This window comes from Kitasatospora sp. NPDC018619 (assembly GCF_044391605.1).
Lineage (GTDB): Bacteria > Actinomycetota > Actinomycetes > Streptomycetales > Streptomycetaceae > Kitasatospora.
On sequence record NZ_JBISAI010000005.1, the window covers coordinates 255242 to 278971 of the forward strand.

The window sequence follows — 23730 nt, forward strand, 5'->3', positions numbered from 1 at the left end:
CATGTACGACCAGACCGCCGGTGCACCCGAGCCGGACGACTTCGACCTCATGGACGACGCCGCCCTCGACGCGCTGCTGGAGCAGCGGCTGAACGACCGGGCAGGGGCGGCGCAGGAGCGGGCCGACACCCTCCGGCCCGTCGACGACGACCTGCCCGCCCCGCTCTCCTTCGGCCAGGAGCGGCTGTGGTTCCTCGACCGCTACGAGTCCGGCGGCATCGAGTACAACTCGGCCGTCGGGCTGCACCTGCGCGGCGAGCTGGACACGGCGGCCCTGACCACCGCGCTCGGCCGGCTCGTCGAGCGCCACGAGCCGCTGCGCACCACCTTCGCCGTCGTCGACGGCCGGCCGCGGCAGGTGGTGCGCCCCGCCGCCCCGGTCGACCTCGACGTGCGGGACCTGACGGACCTGCCCGAGCCGGACCGGTCGGCGCGGGCGGACGAACTGCTGCGGGCCGAACTGGGCCGCCCGTTCGACCTCGTCGAGGGGCCGCTGCTGCGGGCCGTGCTGCTGCGCCTGGGCGCCGCCGAGCACACCCTGCTGGTCAACATGCACCACATCGCCGCCGACGGCTGGTCGAAGGGCGTGTTCGCCCGCGAGCTGGGCGTGTTCTACGCGAACGCGGCGGAAGGCCGGGACGGGGGGCTGCCGCCGCTGCCGACGCGCTACCGCGACTACGCCGCCTGGCAGCGCGAGCAGCTGACCGACGACCGGCTGGAGTCCGAACTGACCTACTGGAAGGGGGTCCTGGCGGACGTCGAGCCGCTGGAGCTGCCCACCGACCGGCCCCGGCCCGCCGTTCGCACCACCAACGGGGCGCTGGCGCGGTTCCGCGTCCCGGCCGAGGTCGGCCGGGCCCTGTCCGACCTCGGGCAGCGGCACGACGGCACGCTGTTCTCGGTGCTGGTGGCCGCCACCCAGGTGCTGCTGGCGCGCTACTCCCGACAGCGGGACATCGCGGTCGGAACCGTGTCCATGGGCCGGGAGCGCAGCGAACTGGAGCCGCTGGTCGGCTTCTTCGTCAACACCCTGGTGCTGCGTTCGGAGGTGGACGCCGACCTGCCCTTCACCGAGTTCCTGGGCCGGGTCACCGACACCGTGTGGGACGCCCTGGCCCACCAGGACCTGCCCTTCGACCGGCTGGTCGACGCGCTGCGCATCGAGCGGGACCCGAGCCGCACCCCGCTGGTGCAGGCCGCGGTCGTGCTGCAGAACACCCCCGCGGGGGAGGTGGCGCTGCCCGGCCTGGAGGTGACGGAGTTCCGGCCGCCGTCGGTGTCCTCGATCTTCGACCTGACGCTGGAGTTCGCCGAGACCGCCTCCGGGGAGCTGACCGGCACCGTCGAGTACAACACCGACCTGTTCGACGCCGGGACGATGGCCCGCTTCACCGGGCACCTCGGCGAACTCCTCGCGGGCATCGCGGCCGACCCGACCCGCCCGGTCGGGGACCTCCCGCTGCTGACCGCCGAGGAGGAGCACCTCCTCGGCCGCGAGTGGGGAGACAACCGGAGCCCGTACCCGGCCGACGCCACCGTGCACGGCCTGGTCGCCGACCGGGCCCGGCGCGGCCCCGACGCCGTCGCCGTCGACGGCCCGGCCGGCCGGCTCTCCTACCGCGAGTTGGAGGAGCGCGCCAACCGGCTCGCCCGCCACCTCGTCGCCCGCGGCGCCGAGCCCGGCGGGTACGTCGCGGTCTGCCTGCCGCGCGGCGCCGACTTCTACGTGGCGCTGCTGGCCGTGCTCAAGGCGGGCTGCGCCTACGTGCCGCTGGACCCGGACCACCCGGCCGAGCGGCTGGCGCACATCCTGGACGACACCCGGGCGCCGCTGTGCCTCACCGACCGCGACCTCGCCGGCCGGCTGCCCGCCGGCCGTACCCGCGCCGTCCTGCTGGACGAGGAGGCCGAGGCGATCGCCGCCCTCCCGCAGGACGACCCCGCGGTGGCGGTCGGCCCCGGCGACGCGGCGTACGTGCTGTACACCTCCGGCTCCACCGGCACGCCGAAGGGCGTCGTCGTCGAGCACCGCTCGATCGTCCGCCTGGTCAGCGGCAACGACTACGCTCCGCTGCACCCGGACGACGTGGTGGCCCAGGCCGCGGACGTCGCCTTCGACGCCGCGACCTTCGAGATCTGGGGCGCCCTGACCGCCGGCGCGCGGATCGTCCCGGTGGACCGCGAGACCCTGCTGGACGCCCGGGCGCTGACCGCGGCGATCGAGCGGCTGGGCATCACCACCATGTGGCTGACCGCCGGGCTGTTCGACCAGGTGGCGGCCGTCGACCCGGCTGCCTTCGGCAGGCTGCGCAACCTGCTGTTCGGCGGGGACGCCGTCAACCCGCGCCGGGTGGCCCAGGTCCTCGCGGCCGCGCCGCCGCAGCGCCTGGTCAACGGCTACGGCCCCACCGAGACCACCACCTTCGCGACCTGGCACCACGTCGTCGAGGGCGACGGGACCACCCCCGTCCCGATCGGCCGGCCCATCGCCAACACCTCGGTGCACGTCCTGGACGAGCGCCGCTCGCGGGTCCCGGTCGGCGTCCCCGGAGAGCTGTACATCGGCGGGCCGGGCGTGGCCCGGGGCTACCTCAACCTGCCCGAGCTGACCGAGGAGCGGTTCTGCGCCGACCCGTACTCCGAGAGCCCGGAGGCCCGCCTCTACCGCACCGGTGACCTGGTGCGCTGGCGCTCCGACGGCACCCTGGAGTTCCTGGGCCGCACCGACCACCAGGTCAAGGTGCGCGGCTACCGCATCGAACCGGGCGAGATCGAGTCCGTCCTCGAACAGCATCCGGCGGTCTCCGCCGCCGTGGTGACGGTCCGCCAGGACGGCGGCCGCAAACAACTCGTCGGCTACGTGCGGCAGTCCGCCGACGGTCAGGTCGACCCGGCGGGGCTGCGCGCCTTCGCCGAGTCCCGGCTTCCCGGCTACCTGGTGCCCTCCGCCCTCGTCGTCCTCGCCGAGTTCCCGCTCACCGCCAGCGGCAAGCTGGACCGACGCGCCCTGCCCGCGCCCACCGAACAGCACACCCCCGGCGCCGACTTCACCGCCCCGGTCGGCGAGGCCGAGCAGGCCCTGGCCCGGGTGTGGGCCGAGGTGCTCGGCATCGAGCGGGTGGGCACCCGCGACAACTTCTTCGACCTCGGCGGCGACTCCATCCTCAGCATCCAGGTCGTCGCCAAGGCCCGGCAGGTCGGATGGGAACTGACCTCCAAGGACGTCTTCGCCCGGCAGACGGTGGCGGAGCTGGCGCGGGCGGCCGTGCCGGTCACCGCCGCGGTCGACACCGAGCCGGTCACCGGGGAGGCACCGCTCACCCCCGTGCAGCGCTGGTTTTTCGCCCATCACACCCGCGCCCTGCACCACTTCAACCAGTCGGTGCTGCTCACCCTCGCCCCGGGCACCGACGAGCAGGCGCTGGCGGAGGCGCTGCGCGCTGTGGTCGCGCACCATGACGCGCTGCGGATGCGCTTCCCGGACCGGGGTGCCGCACTGCGCCAGGTCAACCTGCCGGTGGGGGAGGGGATCGCCCTGGAGCGGGTCGACCTCGGCCACCTGGCGGCCGGGGAGCGGCGCGACGCCGAGGTCGCGCTGGCCGAGCAGGCCCAGGCCGGCCTGGACATCGAGGACGGACCGCTGCTGCGTGCCGTGCTGTTCACCGGCGCGCCGGACGAGCCGTCCCGGCTGTTCCTGACCGTCCACCACCTGGTCGTCGACGGGGTGTCCTGGCGGATCCTGCTGGAGGACCTGGAGCGGGCGGTCTCCCAGGCGGCGGCAGGCCGGCCGGTGGACCTGGGTGCCAAGACCACCTCCTTCCTCGACTGGGCCCGCCGACTGGCCGAGCACGTCGCGGCCGGCGGGTTCGACGCCGAGGCGGACCACTGGCGGAAGGTGGCCGCACTGCCGGCCGCCGCACTGCCGGTCGACCACGACGGCGAGAACACCATGGCGGCGGTGCGCGAAGTGCGCGCCGCACTGGACGCCGAGGCCACCGACGCCCTGCTGCGGCGGGTCCCGGCGGTCTACCGAACCCAGGTCAACGACATCCTGCTCGCCGCGCTCGGCCGGACCCTGTGCCGGTGGACCGGCGAGGAGCAGGTGGTGGTCGACCTGGAGGGGCACGGCCGCGAGGAGATCCTCGACGGGGTCGACGTCTCGCGGACCACGGGCTGGTTCACCTCGATCTTCCCCGTCCTGCTGACCGCCCCGCACGGGGCGGGCGCGGGCGACCTGATCAAGTCGGTCAAGGAGGGCCTGCGGGCCGTCCCGCAGCGCGGCATCGGCTACGGCGGGCTGCGCCACCTCGCCGACGGCCCGTCCGCGCTGCCCGAGTGCGCCCCCGCCGTCAGCTTCAACTACCTGGGGCAGTGGCAGGACGTCGCCGACCACGGCCTGTACACGGCCGTCGAGTTCGACTTCGGCCGGGACCACAGCCCGCTGGAGGTGCGCCCGCACCTGCTCGACATCGTCGGTGAAGTGCGCGGCGGCCGCCTGGAGTTCACCCTCCACTACGCGAGCGACGTGCACGACGAGGCGACCGTCCGGGCCCTGGCCGACGGGCTGGTCGACGCGGTGCGCGCACTGATCGGCCACTGCCTGCGGCCCGGTGTCGGCGGCGCCACCCCGTCCGACTTCCCGCTGGCCGGCCTCGACCAGGCCACCGTGGACCGCCTGGTCGGATCCGGCGACGGGGTCGAGGACGTCTACCCGCTCACGCCCATGCAGAGCGGCATGCTCTTCCACGCCCTCACCGAACCCGACGGCGCCTACCTCGACCACGTCTCCTTCCTGCTGGAGGGCGCCGGCGACACCGGTGCGCTCGGCACGGCCTGGCAGCGGGTGGTCGAGGCGACACCGGCCCTGCGCACCCAGCTGGTGTGGGAGGGCGTCGACCGCCCCCTGCAGGTCGTCCGCTCCGACCTCCGTGCGGACATCCGGACGCTGGACTGGCGCGGCCACGACGCGGCGGAACGGGCCCGCCTGCTCGCGGAGTTGACGGCGCAGGAGCGGAGGGACGGGCTGGACCTGGCGGCCGGCCCGCTGAGCCGTGTGGTGCTGGCCCGGGAGGCCGACGACGCCACCCGGGTGGTGTGGACCTTCCACCACGTCGTCCTCGACGGCTGGAGCATCTCCCGGATCCTCGGCGACCTCTTCGCCCACTACCGGGCGCTCGTCGACGGCACGGCGGTGCCGGAGGGGGCCGTCCGGGCCCGGCCTCCGTTCCGCGACTACGTCCAGTGGCTCGCCGGCCAGGACGCCGCCGCGGCCGAGGCGCACTGGCGCCGGGTGCTGGCCGGGCTGACCTCGCCCACCCCGCTCCCCTACGACCGCCGCCCCGCCCCGGGCCACCAGTCCGAGGCGGCCGACCGGATCCGGGTGGAGCTCGCGCCGGAGGACTGCGCCGCGCTGTCCCAGCGCGCCCGCGGCCACCGGCTCACCCTCAACACCATGGTGCAGGGCGCCTGGGCGCTGCTGCTGTCCCGCTACAGCGGCGAGGAGGACGTCTGCTTCGGCTCGACCGTCGCGGGGCGCCCTGCCGACCTGCCCGGCGTGGCGGACATGGTCGGCAACTTCCTGAACACCATCCCGGTGCGCACCCGGGTGGCCAAGGGCCAGGACGTGCTGGCCTGGCTGCGGCAGCTCCAGGACGAGCAGGTCGAGGCCCGCGGCTACGAGTACCTGCCGCTGACCCGGGTGCAGTCAGCCTCGGAACTCCCGCGCGGCACCCGGCTCTTCGACAGCATCGTGGTCTTCGAGAACTACCCGGGCAACGGGCGCGCCGCGGCCGAGCACGGACTGGCCGTCACCGGCGTCACCGCGGTGGACACCACCAGCTACCCGCTGGACCTGACCGCCTACCTCGACGGAGACCGGCTCGCCCTCCAACTCGCCTACGACGCAGCCCTGTTCGACGGCGATCGGGTGGCGCGGATGGCCGAGCACCTGGCCGAGCTGCTGCGTGGCATGGCCCACGGGGCTGACCGGACCGTGGCGGAGCTGCCCATGCTCCCCGATCGGGAACGGGAGCTGCTGCTCGGCGAGTTGAGCGGATCGACGTTGCCCTTCGACCGCGACAGCTGCCTGCACGAGCTGATCGCCCGGCAGGCCCGGCGCGTCCCGGACAACGACGCGGTGGTCTTCGGCGGGGCCTCGCTGAGCTACGCCGAACTGGACGAGATGGCCGACCGGCTGGCCCAGGAGCTGGCCGCGCGCGGCGTGGGCGCCGGCTCGGTGGTCGCGATCTGCGTGGAGCGCGGGCTGCACATGGTCGTCGCCCTGCTGGGCGTGCTCAAGGCCGGCGGCGCCTACCTGCCGCTGGACCCGGCCCACCCCGCCGACCGGCTGGAGTACGTCCTGGCCGACAGCGCCGCCGCGCTGGTGATCACCCAGTCCGCGGTGGCCGGCCGGATCCCCGGCGAGGTGCCGCTGCTGCGACTGGACGAGGAGTGGTCGCGGATCGCCCGGCTCCCCGCCCTGACCCCGGACTCCGGCGTCACCCCCGGCCACCCCGCCTACCTCATCTACACCTCCGGCTCCACCGGGCGGCCCAAGGGCGTCCTGGTCGAGCACCGCAGTGTGGCGTTCGCCGCCGAGTCCTGGAAGCGGGTCTACCGGACCGGGGAGGAGCCGCCTGCCCGCCAGCTCAACGTCGCCAGCATGTCCTTCGACGTGTTCGTCTCCGACCTGGCGCACGTGCTCTGCCACGGCGGCGCGCTGGTCATCGCGCCCGCCGAGGCCACCACCGAGCCCGGGCAGCTGCTGGACCTGATGCACAGCGCCCGCGTCACCCACCTGGAGACCGTCCCCTCACTGGCCAACGCGCTGGTCGAGGAGGCCGAGCGGCGCGGCACCGGACTGCCGCCGCTGCGCTTCCTGGCCGTCGGCTCCGACAACTGGCGCACCCAGGACTGCCGCCGGCTGCTGGCGCAGACGGCCGAGGGCACCGTCGTCCTCAACTCCTACGGCGTCACCGAGGCCACCGTCGAGTCCTGCGCGTACGTCGTGCACGCGGACCGGCTGCCGGACGGCCCCGGCGTACCGGTCGGTCGGGCGATCCCCGGCGTGCGCACCTACGTCCTCGACGAGGCGGGCCGGCCGGTGCCGGCCGGAGTGGTGGGCGAGCTGTACCTGGGCGGCCCCGGCGTGGCCCGGGGCTACCTGAACCGGCCCGAGCTGACCGAGGAACGGTTCCTGCCCGACCCCTTCTCGACCGAGCCCGGAGCCCGGCTGTACCGCACCGGGGACATGGTCCGGCGCCGGGCCGACGGCGACATCGAGTTCGCCGGCCGGGCCGACGACCAGGTCAAGATCAGGGGCTTCCGGATCGAACTGGCCGAGGTCGAGGCCGCCCTGCGGCGCCACCCCGCGGTGGCCGACGCGGTGGTCGCCGCGCGCACCGACGACGGCACCCCGGCCCGGCTGGTCGGCTACGTCGTGACCGCGGCGGGACACCCGTTCCCCGCCGCGGAGCTGCGCGCCCACCTGGAGGGCGTGCTGCCGCGCTACATGGTGCCCGCGGTGCTCGTCGAATTGGCCGCACTGCCGCTGAACAGCAACGGCAAGGTCGACCGCCGCGCCCTGCCCGCCCCGGCTCCGGAGGCGGCGCGCGGCAGCGGGCACGTGGCACCGCGCAACCCCGTGGAGGAGGCCCTCGCCGAGGTCTGGGCCCAAGTCCTCCGGGTCGACCGGGTCGGGGTCGAGGACAACTTCTTCGACCTCGGCGGCGACTCCATCCTGAGCATCCAAGTCGTGACCCGAGCACGGCAGAAGGGGATCACATTGTCTTCCAAGGACCTGTTCGCCCACCAGACGGTCGCCGAGCTGGCGTTCGCGACGACCGCCGCCGACCCGGCCGGGAAGACCGTCGAGACCCGGCGCACCGAGCCGGTGGTGGGCCGGGTGCCGCTGACCCCGATCCAGCGCACCTTCTTCGACCGCCACCGGGCCGCGCCCCACCACTCCACCATGTCGGTGCTCGTCACCCTCTCCGGGGCGCCGGACACCGCCGCGCTGCGCCGCGCCCTGGACGCCCTGCTCGACCACCACGACCAGCTGCGCGCCCGCTACACCAGCGCGTACGGGCGGTGGCAGCAGGAGGTGACCGCTCCGGGCGCCGGCTGGCCGCTGGAGGAGGTCGACCTGGCCGGGCACGACGCGCCCGAGGAGGAGATGCACCGGGCCGCGACCCGCGCCCAGGCCGGTTTCGACCTCGCCGCCGGCCGCCCGGTCGCCGCGGTGCTCTTCCACCCCGGCGAGGGGCGCGACCACCAGCTCTTCCTGACCGCCCACCACCTCGTCGTGGACGCGGTGTCCTGGCAGGTGCTGCTCACCGACCTGGAGACCGCCTACGCGCAGGCCGCGGCGGGTCGGACGGTCGACCTGGGCGAGCGCACCACGTCCTTCCGCGACTGGGCGCTGCGGCTGTCCGAGCACACCGCGGCGGGCGGCTTCGACGGCGAGCTCGACCACTGGGTGGCCACCGGCCGCCGGGCCGAGGCGGCCCTGCCGGTCGACCGCCCGGGCGAGGCGACGATCGCCTCGGCGGCCGAGGTACGGGTGACCGTCGGCGAGGAGGACACCCGGGCGCTGCTGCACGACGTCCCGGCGACCTACCGCACCCAGGTCAACGACGTCCTGCTCACCGCGCTCGGCACCGCGCTGGCCGACTGGACCGGCCGCGCGAGCGTGCTGTTCGACCTGGAGGGCCACGGCCGCGAGGACCTCTTCGACGACGTCGACACCAGCCGCACGGCCGGCTGGTTCACCAGCGCCTTCCCGGTGGCCCTCACCCCGTCCGGCGCGGACTGGGGCGAGCGGCTGAAGCAGGTCAAGGAGCAGCTGCGCGCCGTACCGGGGCGCGGCATCGGCTACGGCGCGCTGCGCCACCTGAGCCCGGCCGGCTCGCCGGCCGAGATCCTCGCCGAGGCCCCGTCGGCGCAGGTGTGCTTCAACTACCTGGGCCAGGAGGACGAGCCGACCGCCGACGGCGGACTCGTCCGCGGCGCCCGGCTGGGCTTCGGCACGGAGCAGGCGCCCGAGGAGACCCTGGAGTACCTCCTGGACGTCGTCGCCCAGGTCAGGGCCGGCCGGCTGGAGATCAGCCTGTACCACTCCTCGGCCGTGCACGACACCGCGACCGTCGAGCGGTTCGGCGAGCGGCTGGTCGCCGCCCTGCGCGGCATCGTCGCGCACTGCGCCGAGGCCGGGACGGGCGGCGCCACGCCCTCGGACTTCCCGCTGGCCAAGGTGGACCAGACGACGCTGGACCAGCTCACCGAGCACGGCGGCCGCATCGACGACCTCTACCCGCTGACGCCCATGCAGGGCGGGCTGCTGTTCCACAGCCTCAGCGAGCCCGGCGAGGGCATCTACCTGGGCCACCTGTCGTTCGTCCTGGACGGCGTCGACGACCTGAACGCGCTGGCCGAGGCCTGGCAGCTGCTCACCGACCGCAACGCGATCCTTCGCACCGCCGCCGTCTGGGAGAACGTGGACGACCCGCTGCAGGTGGTGTACCACGACGTCCGGATGCCGGTGCAGGTCCTGGACTGGACCGGCCTCACCGAGGCCGAGCGGGCCGAGAGCTTCGAGCTGCTCCTCGACGAGGAGCGGGCGCGCCCCATGGACCTCACGGTCGCGCCGCTGTCCCGGGTCGTCCTGATCGCCGAGACCGAGCGCAGCGTGCGCACCCTCTGGACCTCGCACCACGTGCTGCTGGACGGCTGGAGCAGCGCGGACCTGCTGGCCGAGCTGCTGGAGCACTACCTGCGGGTGCGCGGCCTCAAGGACGGCCCGCTGCCGGCCCGCCGGCCCTTCCGGGACTACGTGGCCTGGCTGGACCGGCAGGACCCGAGGGCAGCCGAGCGGCACTGGCGCGGCGTCCTGGAGGGCCACACCGACCCAACCCCGCTGCCGGTCGACCACGACCTGCCGGGCACCGAGTGGACCGGGTCGCGGGCGCGGGTCTCCTTCCAGTTCGAGCAGGAGACCTCCGACCTGCTCGCCGAGCTGGTCAAGCGCCACCGGCTCACCGTCAACACGCTCGCGCAGGGCGCCTGGGCGCTGCTGCTGTCCCGCTACTCGGGGCGCACCGACGTGTGCTTCGGCTCGGCGGTGTCCGGACGGCCCGCCGACCTGCCCGGCGTCGAGACGATCGCCGGCATCTTCATCAACAACATCCCGGTGCGCACCCGGGTCGCCCCCGAGAGCCGGCTGCTGGACTGGCTGGCCGGGCTGCAGCGGGAGCAGACCGAGGCGCGCAGCCACGAGTTCGTGTCGCTGTCGCAGATCCGCGGCTGGGCCCAGGTGCCGGCCGGCACCAGCTTGTACGACAGCTACATCGTCGTCGAGAACTACCCGTACGAGGGCGAGATGGGCGCGGAGTACGGGGTGAGCCTGCGGGACCCGCAGGCCATGGAGTTCACCAACTTCCCGATGGTGCTGGCGGTGTTCCCGGCCGGGCGGCTGGCCTTCCGGCTCGCCTACGACCCGGTGCTGTTCGAGCCGGAGACCGCCGAGCGCGTCCTGAACGACCTGCGGGCCGTGCTGGAGGAGATCGCCCACGATCCGGAGCGCACGCTCGGCCGGCTCGGCGAGCTCAGCGCCGAGCACCGGCAGGAGGCCATCACCGCGCACCAGGGTCCGCGGATCGCCTTCGACGACCGCCCGGTGCACCTGCAGTTCGCCGAGCAGGCGCAGCGCACCCCGCAGGCCGTCGCCGTCGCCGACCGCGGGGGCCGGCTCACCTTCGCCGAACTCGATGCCGCCGCCAACCGGTTGGCGCACCACCTGGCCGAGCGGGGCGTCGGCGCCCAGAGCCCGGTGGCGGTGCTGCTGGACCGCGGCACCGACCTGGTCACCGCGCTGCTGGCGGTGCTCAAGGCCGGCGGCACCTACTGCCCGGTCGACCCGGCCGCTCCCGCCGAGCGGCTGGCGCTGCTGCTGGAGGACACCGCGGCCCCCGTCGTCGTCACCCACGGCAGCCTGCGCGAGCGGCTGCCGCAGGACGGCGCCGCGGTGGTGGACCTGGACGAGGAGCGGGCGGCGATCGCGGCCCGGCCCGACACGGCGCCGCCGAGCGCCGTCTCCCCGGACGACGCGGCGTACGTCATCCACACCTCCGGTTCGACCGGGCGCCCCAAGGGCGTGGTGGTCGAGCACCGGAGTCTGGCCAACCTGTTGGACAGCCACCGGCGCACCGTCTTCGGCCCGGTCCGGGAGACCGCGCAGGGCCGGCCGGTACGCGTGGCGCACCTGGCCCCGGCGTCCTTCGACGCCTCCTGGAACCCCGTGCTGTGGCTGGTCGACGGCAACGAGCTGCACATCGTGGACGACACCACCCGCCGGGACGCCCAGGCCCTCGCCGACTACGTCGTCGAGCACCGCGTCGAGTTCCTGCAGACCACCCCGTCCTACGCCCAGCAGTTGTTCGACACCGGCCTGCTGGAGCGGTCCGGGCTGCATCTGCGCGGACTGGCGCTGGGCGGCGAGCAGGTCGGCCAGGCCCTGTGGAACCTGCTGCGGGCCCGCCCCGAGCTGGTGAGCTTCAACTTCTACGGCCCGACCGAGTGCACGGTGGACGCCCTCATCACCCGGCTCGCCGACAGCACCCGCCCGGTGCTGGGCCGCCCCGTGCAGAACACCCGGGCCTACGTCCTGGACGAGGAGCTCAAGCTGCTCCCGGTGGGCGCCCCCGGTGAGCTGTGCCTGGCCGGCGCCGGACTGGCTCGGGAGTACCTGGGCCGGCCCGAGCTGACCGGACGCGCCTTCGTCCGCGCCCCGTTCGGCTCCGGCGAGCGGCTGTACCGCACCGGCGACCGGGTGCGCCGGCTGCCCGACGGCACGCTGGAGTACCTGGGCCGCCTGGACCACCAGATCAAGCTGCGCGGCTACCGCATCGAGCCGGGCGAGATCGAGTACGCGCTGGCCGGCCACCCCGGCGTCGAGGAGGCGGTCGTCACCGTCCTCGGCGAGGGCGAGTCCAGGCGCCTGGCGGGCTACGTCCGGGTCGCCGACCCGGCGGCCTTCGACGCCGAGGCGGTGACGGGCCACCTCGCCGAGCGGCTTCCGGAGTACATGGTGCCGCCCGTGCTGGTGCCGCTGGCGCAGTTCCCGCTCAGCCCCAACGGCAAGGTGGACCGCAAGGCCCTGCTGGAGACGGGCGCGCCGCAGGCCGGGGGCTCCGGCTACGTGGAACCGCGGACGGACACCGAGAAGGCGCTGGCGAAGATCTGGGCCGACGTCCTGGGGGTGGACCGGGTCGGCGCCCACGACAACTTCTTCACCCTCGGCGGGCACTCCATCCTCAGCCTGAAGACGCTCTCCCAGATCAAGCGGGCCTTCGGCGTCCGCCCGACGTTCCGGGAGCTGCTGGACACCCCGACGCTGGCCGGCTTCGCCGAGCTGATCGAGGAGACGCTGCTGCGGGAGCTGGAGAAGGCCGCGGCCGCGGACGCCGGGGCGGGCGACGCCGCCGACACGGAACGGAAGGCCTGAGCCGTGACCACATCACGCGAAGACCGGATCGCCGCACTCCCAGCGCACCTGCGCGAGCAACTGCTGCGCCGGATGTCCGGGGCATCCGGGCCGGACGAGGGGGCCGACGCCGGGCCGGCCGAGGAACCGGCCATCCCGGCGGCCCCCCGCGGCGGGCCGCTGCCGATGTCCTTCTCCCAGCAACGCCTCTGGTTCCTCAGCGAGTTGGACCCGGAAGCGGTCGGCTACAACTCCTGCTTCGGGCTGCGGCTGACCGGCGAGCTCGACGCCGAGGCGCTGCGGGAGGCGCTCGCCGGGGTGGTGCGGCGCCACGAGGCGCTGCGCACCACCTTCGACGCGGTGGACGGCATGCCGGTGCAGGTCCCGCACGAGGAGGTCGAGCTGCCCTTCGAGCGGATCGACCTGGGCGCCCTCGACGGTGCCGGCCGGCAGGCGGAGCTGGACCGCGCCGTCACCCGGGACCTCTCCCGGCCCTTCGACCTGCGCACCGGCCCCCTGCTGCGGGCGCTGCTGATCCGCCTGGCGGAGCGGGAGCACGTCCTCGTCCTGACGCTGCACCACATCAACCACGACGGCTGGTCCATGAGCGTCGTCACCCGGGAGCTCGGCGAGCTCTACCGGGCCGGCCGCGAGGGGCGGGCGGCCGACCTGCCGCCCGTACCGCTGCAGTACGCCGACTTCGCGGTCTGGCAGCGCGCCCAGCTCTCGCCGGAGGCGCTGGCGCGCTCGCTCGACCACTGGAAGGAGGAACTGGCCGGCCTGGCGCCGCTGGAGCTGCCGGCCGACCGGCCCCGGCCGGCCGTGCGCACCTCGGCCGGGGACGTGGAGTCCGTCGAGGTGCCGGCCGAGGTCGCCGACGGGCTGCGCGCGCTGTCCCGGCGGTGCGGAGCCACGCTGTTCATGACGCTGACCGCCGCCACCCAGGTGCTGCTGGCGCGCTGGACCGGGCAGTCCGACCTCGCCGTCGGCACCCCGGTGGCCGGACGCAAGCACCCGGGCCTGGAGGACGTCGTCGGGTTCTTCCTGAACACCCTGGTGCTGCGCGCCCGGCTCGAACCCGGGCTGTCCTTCACCGACGTGCTGGCGGGCACCCGGGAAACCGTGCTGGAGGCCTTCCAGCACGAGGACGTGCCCTTCGAGCAGGTGGTGGACGCGGTGCAGCCGGAGCGGGACCCGGCCCGGATGCCGCTGGCCCAGGTCCTGGTCGTCCTGCAGAACGCCCCGGAGGCGCGGCTGGAGCTCAGCGGGCTGACCGTCGAGCAGTACCGGCTGCCCCAGGCCAGCACCGGCTTCGACCTGGTCCTCGGCTACGAGGAGCGGCCCGACGGCTCGCTCGGCGTGGACGTCGAGTACAGCGGTGACCTGCACGACGCCGCCACGGTGCGGCGGCTGTGCGGGCACCTCGTGACGCTGCTCGGCTCGATCGCGGCCGAACCCGGCCTGCCCTGGAACGAGCTGCCGCTGCTGACCGGCGACGAGCACCGGCAGCTGACCGAGGACTGGGCCAGGCCCCCGGCCCCGGCCGTCGAGGACGCCGGCGTGCACGAGCTGATCGCCCGGCGGGCGGCCGAACACCCGGGCGCGGTCGCCGTGGAGTGCGGCGAGCGGCAGCTGACGTACGGCGAACTGGACGCTCAGGCGGCCGAGTTGGCCCACCGCCTGACCGCCCTCGGGGTGACCCCGGGCTCGGTGGTGGGCGTCTGCCTCGACCGCGGCCCGGAGCAGATCGTGGCCATCCTGGCCGCCCTGAAGACGGGCTCCGCCTACCTCCCGCTCAACGCGGACTTCCCGGCCGCCCGGCGGGCGCTGATGCTCACCGAGACCGAGGCACCGGTCGTCCTGACCCAGCGCTCCCTGCTGGACGACTTCGCGGGCCAGGCCGTCCGCGCGGTCGCCGTGGACGCGCCGTGGCCCGGCGACGCCACCGCGGAGCCGGGCGACCCGCCCCGGGTGACCGGGGAGTCGCTGGCGTACGTCATCTACACCTCCGGCTCCACCGGCACCCCCAAGGGAGTGCTGCTGGGGCACCGCGGACTGGTCAACCTGGTCACGGCCACCGCCGACCGGTTCCGGCTCGGGGTCGGCGGCCGGGTGCTCCAGCTCTGCTCGCCCAGCTTCGACGGGGCGGTGTGGGAGATCTTCGTCGCACTCACCTCCGGCGCCACGCTGTGCCTGCCCGAGCGCGGAGCCGACACGATCGGTCCCGAGCTGGTCGGCCGGCTGGCGAAGGGCGAGCCGGTGGTGATGAGCCTGCCGCCCGCAGCGCTGGCGGCCCTGGACCCGGACGCCCTCGCCGCCGGCTCCACCGTCCTGGCGGTCGGCGACCGCTGCCCGGTCGAGCTGGCCCGCGCCTGGTCGGTGCGGCACCGCTTCGTCAACGGGTACGGACCCACCGAGGCCACCGTCGGCACGGCCCTGTTCGAGGGCGGGATCCCCGCGGACGCCGTTCGGCTGCCCGTCGGCAAGCCGATCCCGGGAGCGGAGGTCTTCGTCCTGAACGAGCGGCTGCGGCCGGTGCCCGTCGGTGTGACCGGCGAGCTGTTCATCGGCGGACGCGGGGTGGCCAAGGGCTACCTCGGGCGCCCCGAGCTGACCGCGCAGCGCTTCGTCCGCCACCCCTTCAGCGACGACCCGCAGGCCCGGCTGTACCGCACCGGCGACCTGGGTGCCTGGCTCCCCGGCGGGGAACTCGACTTCCGGGGGCGCACCGACGACCAGGTCAAGATCCGCGGATTCCGGATCGAGCTGGGCGAGATCGAGACGGCCCTGGCCCGGCTGTCCGGCGTGGACCAGGCGTGCGTCCTGGCCCTGGAGCACGGCGGGCGCAAGCAGCTCGTCGGCTACGTCGTGCCGGCCGCCGGCGTCGAGCTCGAACCCGGTCGACTGGCCGACGAACTCGCCTCCGCGCTGCCGGAGTTCATGATCCCGTCGACCATCTCCACGGTGGCGGAACTGCCGCTGACCGCCCACGGAAAGGTGGACCGCCGGGCCCTGGCCGAGCTGCCGGTGACCACCCGGACCGAACACGTGGCGCCGCGCGACGGGCGGGAGGAGGTTCTGGCGGAGGTCTTCCGCACCGTCCTGGGCGTGGAGCGGGTCGGCGTGCACGACGGCTTCTTCGACCTCGGCGGCGACTCGATCCTGTCCACCCAGGTGGTCGCCCGCGCCCGGCAGGCCGGGCTGGAGCTGACGGTCAAGGAGCTCTTCCGGCTCAGGACCGTCGCCCGGCTCGCGGAGGTGGCGCGCACCGCCGACACCGCCGGGGCCCACCGGGACGAACGGCCGGAGACCGGGCCGGTGCCGCTGACACCCGTGCAGCACTGGTTCTTCGAGACCCACACCGTCAACCCGCACCATTTCAACCAGTCGGTCCTGCTGGAACTCGCGCCCGGCACCGACCCGGCCGCCCTGCGGGGCGCCCTGGCGGCCGTCGTGGGCCGGCACGACGCCCTGCGGCTGCGCTTCACCCGCGCCGAGGACGGCCGGTGGCAGCAGGAGGTCGTCGAACGCGCCGACGACTGCTGGCGGTTCACGCCGGTCGATCTCTCCGGCGCGGCGGACGGGGAGCTGCCCGAGCGGATCGACGAGGCGGTGCTCGCCGCCCAGACCGGCCTGTCCGCCACCGACGGTCCGCTGCTGCGCACGGTGCTGTTCACGCTCGGCGGGGGCCGACCGCCCCGGCTCTTCCTGACCGCGCACCACCTCGCGGTGGACGGCGTCTCCTGGCGCGTCCTGCTGGACGACCTGCGGATCGCGTACGGGCAGCTGGCGGCCGGCAAGGAGGCCGACCTCGGCCCGCGCAGCACCTCCTACGGGCAGTGGGCGCGGCGCCTGGAGGAGTTCACGGCGGCCGGCGGCTTCGACGACCAGGCCGGGTACTGGCAGGCCGCCACCGCGGGCACCGCGCCGGTCCCCGACCCGGGCCGGGTCGCGGACGCCCGGGTCGTCCACGAGGAGCTGAGCGCCGAGGAGACCGACGCGCTGCTGCGCAAGGTCCCCGGGGCGCACCGGGCCCGCATCGACGAGGTGCTGCTCGCCGCGCTCGGGCGGGCGCTGACCGGCTGGACCGGCCACGACCGCTCGATCGTCGAGGTGGAGGGCCACGGCCGGGTGGACGTCCTGGAGGGCGTCGACCTCTCACGGACGGTCGGCTGGTTCACCGCCGCCCACCCGCTGGCGCTGGCCGTGCCGGCCGACGCCCCGATGCCCGTGGCCGTGCGCACCGTCAAACGGCAGCTGCGCGCGGTGCCGCAGCACGGCGTCGGGTACGCCGCGCTGCGCCACCTCGCCGCGGACCGGCCGGACCGCCCCGCGCTGGAGCCGGTGCGGGCCCTCGTCGGCTTCAACTACCTGGGGCAGTGGGGTTCCGGGTCCACCGGTGACGAGCTGGTGGTGCGGCCCCTCCCGCACGGCGGAGCGGACCACGACCCCGCGGAGCGCCGGGTGCACCCGCTGGACGTGGTCGGTTCGGTGGAGGACGGGCGGATGGAGTTCAGCTGCAGCTACCCCGCGGACCGGTACACCGAGGAGCGCGTCGCCGAGTTGCTGCGGGCGATGGTGGACGGGCTGCGCGAGCTGGTCCGCGCCACGCCCTGAACGCCCTCCCCGCACCCGTGGAGGCCGGCCCGTGAGCGCCGGCCCCGTGCCCCGAACGCCGTCCCCGCATTCCCCGCCTTCGTCCGCAACCCTTCCGAGGAGAGACATGACGCACCGAGAGCAGGCCGCCGTCCCCGTCCGCAAGGCCGTCCGGCGCCGCTACCTCATGTGCCGGCCCACGCACTTCGAGGTCACCTACCGCATCAACCCGTGGATGGACCCCTCCAAGCCGGTGTACACCGACCTGGCCGTCGCGCAGTGGGAGAAGCTGCGCGCGCTCTACCTGGAGCTGGGCCACGACGTGGAACTGATCGAACCGCTGCCCGGGTACCCCGACATGGTCTACGCGGCCAACGGCGCCACCGTGGTCGACGGCAAGGTCCTGGGGGCCCGCTTCCGCCACGTCGAGCGGTCCGCCGAGGGGCCGGCCTACCTCGACTGGTTCCGGGCCAACGGCTTCACCGCACTGCACGACCCCGAGCACGTCAACGAGGGCGAGGGCGACTTCCTGGTCGCCGGGAGCGTGATCCTGGCCGGCACCGGCTTCCGCAGCACGCCCGAGTCGCACGCCGAGGCCCAGGAGTTCTTCGGCCGCCCCGTCGTCAGCCTGGAGCTGGTCGACGAGCGCTACTACCACCTGGACACCGCCCTGGCCGTGCTGGCCCACGACGAGGTGATGTACAACCCGCAGGCGTTCTCGCCGGGCAGCCGCGCCGTCCTGGAGCGGCTGTACCCCGACGCGGTGCAGGCCTCGCCGGAGGACGCGGCGGTGTTCGGGCTCAACGCGCTCAGCGACGGGCGGCACGTGGTGCTGCCGGAGGCGGCCACCGGACTGGCGCGCCAGCTGCGCGAGCGCGGCTTCGAGCCGATCGGCACGGACCTGGGCGAGCTCCTCAAGGGCGGCGGCAGCGTCAAGTGCTGCACCTTGGAGATCCGCGAACCCGCTGCCTGACGCCCCGGCGGTGGGGGCGGGGTGCCTGTCCCGCCCCCCCCGCCCCACCCCCCGACTGACTGGAGGACTGCTCGTGACCCAGCTGAACGCCACCTCCGACCCGGCGCCCTTCACCGGCGGCCGGGTGGTGGCCGCACCGGTGGACCCGGAACCCTTCCTGCTGCGCATCGAGGCCACCGAGCCCGGGGTGCGCCTGGACCGGTGGATCACCGCCAACCGCCCCCGCCTCATCGACGAACTCCGGCGCCACGGAGCCCTGTTGTTCCGCGGCTTCACGGTCGACAGCCCCGAGGACTTCGGCAGCGCCGCCCGTGCGTACTCGCCCGACCTGCTCGACTACCTGGAGCGGGCGGCGCCGCGCACCGAGATCGCCGACAAGGTCTTCACCTCCACCGAGCTGGCCGCCGACCGGTGGATCGACTTCCACCACGAGATGTCCTACTCCCACAACTGGCCGAGCACGCTGTACTTCTACGGCGACCGGCCGTCCGCCGAGGGCGGCGCCACCCCGGTGGCCAGCGAGCGCGCGGTGTTCCCGAGGATTCCGCAGGAGATCCGCGAGCGCTTCCGGCGCCACGGCGTCGCCTACGTGCGCAACTACAGCCCCGGGCTGGACATCCCGTGGCAGGACGTCTTCCAGACCACCGACCGGGCGGAGGTGGAGGCGTACTGCCGCGCCTCGGACACCGAGTTCACCTGGGTCGGCGAGGACGGGCTGCGCACCCGCTCGGTCCGCCAGGCCGTGGCCCGGCACCCGCACACCGGTGAGACGGTGTGGTTCAACCACGCCCACATGTGGCACGTCTCCACCCTCCCCGAGGAGGTGGCGGAGTACCTCCTGGACGAGTACGGCCCCGAGGGCATGCCCCGCAACGCGTTCTACGGGGACGGCACCCCCATCGAGGACGAGGCGGTGGCGCTGATCGGCAAGCTCTACCAGGAGGCCGCGGTGTCGCTGCCCTGGCAGCGCGGGGACGTCCTGGTGGTCGACAACTTCCTGGCCACCCACGCCCGGGAGCCGTTCAGCGGCGACCGCCGGATCCTGGTGGCCATGTCCGACCTCCACGTCAGCCAGGGGATCTGAGGAGGAGCGGGCGGGTGCCCGGGAGGTGCAGCGAACTGCACTTGTTTCTGGGCATCCGCACCCATGCGCGGCAGGGCCTCCGCGGGGGACGATGAAGTCCGTCCGAAGTAGCACGGTGGAAGCCGGTACGGCCGGCTCCGCCGGAAGACGAGCTGCCGGTGGAGGAGCCTGTGGTGAATAAGCTGGCAGCACGACGGAGCACGGCCCGAACGCTTCGACGTCCGGGCCGACGGACGGCGCTCTGCCTGGTCGCCGTCTGCTCGCTCGCCCTCGGGACGACCGCGTGCAAGACGGTCTCCGACACCAAGGCGACGGCGGACCGGGTCGAGGTGTGCTCCCGCGTGCTGGGTCTGACGCTCTTCAACCCTTTCCCCGACGACACCGACAAGGCCCGCAAGGACGTGCGGGACCGTGCGGACAAGCTCGACGAGCTGGTGAAGAAGGCGCCGGACGACGACCTGCGCAAGGCCATCGAGTCCACGGCGAAGTCGCTGCGCGAAGCCGAGCCGAAGGACCACGACGTCCGTACCGTGATCGGCTACCTGGCCGAACAGAACGACCGGCTCAAGGAGTTGCAGAAGACCTGTACGGACTCGAAGAAGTACTGAGGTCCCGAAAAGGTCGACCATGAACCCGGGTGGCGCGGATCGAGCGGAACCGCTCACCGCGCACCCGTCGAACCGCCGGGGCCGGCGTCACACCCCCGTACGCCGGTCCCGGCACCCGGCCGGACCGGGCGCTCCAGGACGACCCCCGGATCCTGGGGCGCCCTGTCCCCGGTCGACAGGCCGACGGTCGGCGTGGACGGCGTCACGCGGCCTGGAGCTCCTTCGCCGCGTCCTTCGAGAGGCTGACCCGGACCAGGGCGGCGGCCAGCTTCGCGTGGTCCTTCGGCGGCACCAGGCCGCCGAGGCCCTGGGGCGTGTGCGGCAGGCCGAGGTCCTTCGCCGTGCCGCACGACCGGTCGTCGAAGAACGGGCGCAGCTGCGGCCAGACCGCCTGGACCTCGCGGCAGAAGATGTCGGCGCCGACCGGGCCGATCCTCGGCACCTCCTGCAGCAGGCCGCGCAGCGCGCCCAGGTCGCCGTCGGCCTCCTCGCGCAGCCGCCGGAGGTCGCCGTGCCAGCGGTCGAGCACCGGCTCGGCGCCGTTGCCGAGGGCGGTGGCGGTGCTCTCGTCGTACCGCACGTAGTGGGCGCGGCCGAGCGCGTCCACGCGGTCCTGCCAGGAGGAGTCGGCCATCGCGCGCGGGGTCCGCAGGCCGGCCCGGAACAGCTCCCGGGCGGCGGCGGTGGCCGTGTCGGCCTTGATGCGGATCGAGCAGAGCACCGTGAGCACCAGCAGCTGGTACAGCGGCGCGGGCTTGTCGCGCAGGGTGATGCCGGCTTCCTCGGCGTACGTCCGGCCGTGTTCGGACAGCAGCCGGGAGGTGATCATGTCGACTGTCATCGCCCTTTGTCCACGCGGAGCGCTTCCAGGCATCCACCACCCGGGGCCAGATCCGGCAGGGCTTCCAGGAGTACCTCTACCAGTTCATCCACCTGGAGGAGCAGTTCACGCCGCTACTTCAGGGCCGCGAACTCATCCACAGCGTCTGGTTGGGAGGCAGCTTCGTCAGCGCCGAGCTGGACCCCCACAACGTGGACGCCACGTTGCTCATGAACCCCGACGCCGAGCGGGCCATTCAAGGCAATCCCGGCTCGAAATGGCTCACAACCGGCCACGCCACCGGCCGGAGCTGACCCTGGAAGACTCCGGCTTTGCGGCGGTACCCGCCGAGCCCGGGGTTTCCCCAAGCCGGAGCACCGCGCAAGCGGCCACTGCGACCGCGGGGCTGCTGCTTCCGGACCTGACTGTCGGTACCCCCGGCTAGGCTCACAAGCCGAGACCGATAGGGGAGTTACGTGCTCGACAGCTCACTGACCGCCGATGTCCCGCTCGGCCCCTTCGAGGGCACGCCCGTCACCGTCCACTCGGCCAAGGGCCAGAACGCCAAGCTCCACACCAACCCGGCCTGCACCCAGCTGCGGACCCGGGACGTGACGACGACCGAAGCACCGCTGAACGCGGACATGGTCGGCAGGATGTGCCCGCGCTGCGCACAGTGGGGCGACTGGGCCCGGCCGGAGACAGGGCTGGGCATCTTCCTACGGGCGCTGAGCGGCTTCGGACTGCTGCACGAACTGAGCTCCCACACCGGTCCGGACGAGGAAACCGATTGGGAGACGAGCGAGTTGCAGGCCGCCGCCGACCTGCTGCGCGTAGCGGAGGAGCCCCTCAGGAGCGACGACGAGGACGAGGAGGATGGCGAAGCCCTGGAGGAGGCCGAGCGCCTGTGGGGCCAGGTACTCGCCACCTGGCGGCTGGCGGCGGACAGCCTGCACCGGGCCGAGTCGACGTCGGCGCTGTTCCCCTGGCTCACCAGCTGGGCGGAGCCGAAACTCGCCGTGAAACGGCAGTACCTGGAGGTGCTGCGGGGACAGGCGGCTGTGTTCGTCGACCCGGACGGGCTCCTGGAAGCCGCCGCCGCAGCACTCCTCGACGAGCCTGAACTTCCCGTCGGTGAACAGGACTTCGCGGCGATCGGCACACAGGAGGAGATCACACGGAGCCTGAAGACGTTGTGGGAGAGGTGGCAGGACAAGGCGTCGAGAGGCTGGCGCCGTCCGGACGGCCCCTCCGTCGCCTTCTCACTGACCCGCGGCATGCGCCCCAACCGCAAGGGCCGCACCGAGGCACGAGCTGCCGCAGACAACCTGATCGCTTCCTGGCAGAGTCTCGCACGGGACGCGGTGCGGGCGGCCGATCCGACACCGCGGCATCTGGTCACGGCGCACCTGCCGGGGCCCGTCGACGACTCGCCCCACCGGCACGGCCGAGAGCTCCTCGACGGCCTCGACGACTGGGCCACCGGTGTCCTACTCACACACCTCGCTGATGCCGACTGGGGCCGACGTACCCTCACGCTGAAGGTCCCGCGCCTGGTCGCCGACCGCCTGCTCACCTCCTCCCTCCTGCCCTGCGAACCCCACGCCGCCGATGCCGGTGCGACCGCGGGCGACGAGGCGGACGGCGCTCTGTCCGCAGTCAGGCCCGGGATCTTCGACGACACCCCCGTGCACGACCGGCAGCTGCTCGCTGCCGGCCACCTGCGCGCCCTGCGAATGGTCTCCGCACGCGCCGAGCACCAGCTGTACCTGGTCTTCTCCACCGACGGCGGCGCCGAGGTACTGATGCTGCCGACGGTGGAGAAGAGGCTGGCCGCCGGCTGGCGCGGCACCGTGATCGCCGGATCCGCGGACCTTCCTGCGAGCATCATCGAAGAGTGGATCCGCGAGATCGGCCCCAGCCCCGAGGACCGGGACGGAGCCCGTCCCTCTCCTGCCCGCGACCCGCACGATCCGCGGTTCGGCCAGGACCTCGGCCTGGCCGACGGCGACCGTTCCACGGCCTGGTGGCGTTTCGGTGAGGAGAACCTCGAACATGACCTGCGCTGCCTGGCCATGGCGCGCGGCGCCGCGGACCTTCGCACGCTCGACGGCGGCCGCGACCGCGCGGGACACCGGCGCTCGGTGTCGAGCGAGGTCTGGGACGGGCTGCTGGCCGATGCCCGCTGGCTTGACCTGGAGCCATTCACGGAACCGGGTGCCGGGCGGCGGCAGGGAGGCAGCGGGATCCCGCTGGGTATCCTCGCCGACGTGCAGGTCTACACGACCGACGCTGATCCTCGCACGGAGGGGAAGGGCCACTCACCGTTCTGCCAGCACTCCCGCGAACGTGGCGTCACCGCTCACGACGACCTGCTGACCCTCGCCGACCTCCTCACCCGTGACGACTTCGACTGGTGCGGCAAGTGCCGCGGCTTCGCCGTGCGGCGGCTCACCGACGACCAGCTGTCGTACTACAGGGCGGCCCACCGCCTCCACGACCTCGTCGGGAAACTCGCCCCGAAGGCCGGTGGTGCGGACCAGACCGACATGGAGGTTCTCGCCGCGCACCTGAGGGAGGTATCCGACTGGCACCCGGCTGGCAAGCGGTACTGGGATGGCTCCGACGCGTGGCGGTGGAGGGAGATCATCCGGGGACTCCGGCACGATCTCTCACGACGACGAGACGATCAGAGGACCTGACGCGGGCTTCGGACGGCGGACGTGCTGCGGGCGGCTATGCCGCGAGCGGCAGGTCGTCGTCACGGGGGGGCGCGGAGCCGGTCCGGCTGGGGCTTGGTCGAGTGCTCGGGCGAGGGGGTTGACGGCTTGGTCGGCGGAGTCTTTGAAGAGGTGGCCGTAGAGGTTGATGGTGGTCGCGAGGGTGGTGTGGCGCAGGGTCTTGGAGACGATGGCGAGGGGGATGCCTTCGGCGATCATGATGCTGGCGGCGGTGTGGCGCAGGTCGTGCAGGCTGATCTTCGGGAGGTCGACCCAGCGCGGCCGCCTCGAAGCCGAACAGGGACGTCACCGGCTCGACCTGTGCCTCGAAGGCCGGCTGCTGACGCGCGTGCACGCGGCCGGCGAGCCGCGTCCCAGCTGGGACCGCATCGTCGCAGAGGCCTCGGATGGGCCTCTTCGGCCCCGTGCACCAGGCGGGCCTGCCGGGCCA

General features: G+C 73.8%; 8 protein-coding genes. 6 read left to right on the forward strand and 2 right to left on the reverse strand.

The annotated features are described in order from the left end of the window. The first annotated feature begins 1 nt into the window (after position 1). The 5 genes from ACH5AR_RS10320 to ACH5AR_RS10340 all read left to right on the forward strand — a co-directional run bounded on the left by ACH5AR_RS10320 (position 2) and on the right by ACH5AR_RS10340 (position 19739). Complete coding sequence (locus ACH5AR_RS10320) at positions 2 to 12499, forward strand: amino acid adenylation domain-containing protein (RefSeq protein ID WP_396300939.1); 12498 nt, start codon at positions 2 to 4, stop codon at positions 12497 to 12499. A gap of 3 nt (positions 12500 to 12502) precedes the next feature. Further along, positions 12503 to 17095, forward strand: coding sequence for an amino acid adenylation domain-containing protein (locus ACH5AR_RS10325; protein ID WP_396300940.1), 4593 nt, complete (start codon positions 12503 to 12505; stop codon positions 17093 to 17095). 106 nt (positions 17096 to 17201) lie between these two features. Continuing rightward, positions 17202 to 18047, forward strand: a complete 846-nt coding sequence (ddaH, locus tag ACH5AR_RS10330; protein ID WP_396300941.1) for a dimethylargininase — start codon at positions 17202 to 17204, stop codon at positions 18045 to 18047. Between the two features lie 73 nt (positions 18048 to 18120). Further along, a complete protein-coding gene (locus ACH5AR_RS10335; protein WP_396300942.1) occupies positions 18121 to 19131 on the forward strand; it encodes a TauD/TfdA family dioxygenase in 1011 nt (336 codons plus the stop codon). Between the two features lie 173 nt (positions 19132 to 19304). Then, on the forward strand, positions 19305 to 19739 hold the full coding sequence (locus tag ACH5AR_RS10340; RefSeq protein ID WP_396300943.1) for a hypothetical protein: 435 nt from the start codon (positions 19305 to 19307) through the stop codon (positions 19737 to 19739). 202 nt (positions 19740 to 19941) lie between these two features. Here ACH5AR_RS10340 and ACH5AR_RS10345 read toward each other — a convergent pair whose 3' ends face one another. After that, the gene (locus tag ACH5AR_RS10345; RefSeq protein ID WP_396300944.1) at positions 19942 to 20580 is read right to left on the reverse strand and encodes an endonuclease; all 639 of its coding nucleotides are present in this window, start codon (positions 20578 to 20580) and stop codon (positions 19942 to 19944) included. A 455-nt stretch (positions 20581 to 21035) separates the two neighbouring features. On the opposite strand from ACH5AR_RS10345, the gene ACH5AR_RS10350 reads away from it, so the two are divergent. Next, entirely contained in the window at positions 21036 to 23261 is a 2226-nt protein-coding gene (locus tag ACH5AR_RS10350; RefSeq protein ID WP_396300945.1) for a hypothetical protein, read from the forward strand. On the opposite strand, the gene ACH5AR_RS10355 is transcribed toward ACH5AR_RS10350, so the two are convergent. Beyond that, positions 23232 to 23537, reverse strand: a complete 306-nt coding sequence (locus ACH5AR_RS10355) for a tyrosine-type recombinase/integrase (RefSeq protein ID WP_396301044.1) — start codon at positions 23535 to 23537, stop codon at positions 23232 to 23234. The two genes, ACH5AR_RS10350 and ACH5AR_RS10355, sit on opposite strands and share 30 nt — an antisense overlap. Positions 23538 to 23730: the final 193 nt, after the last annotated feature.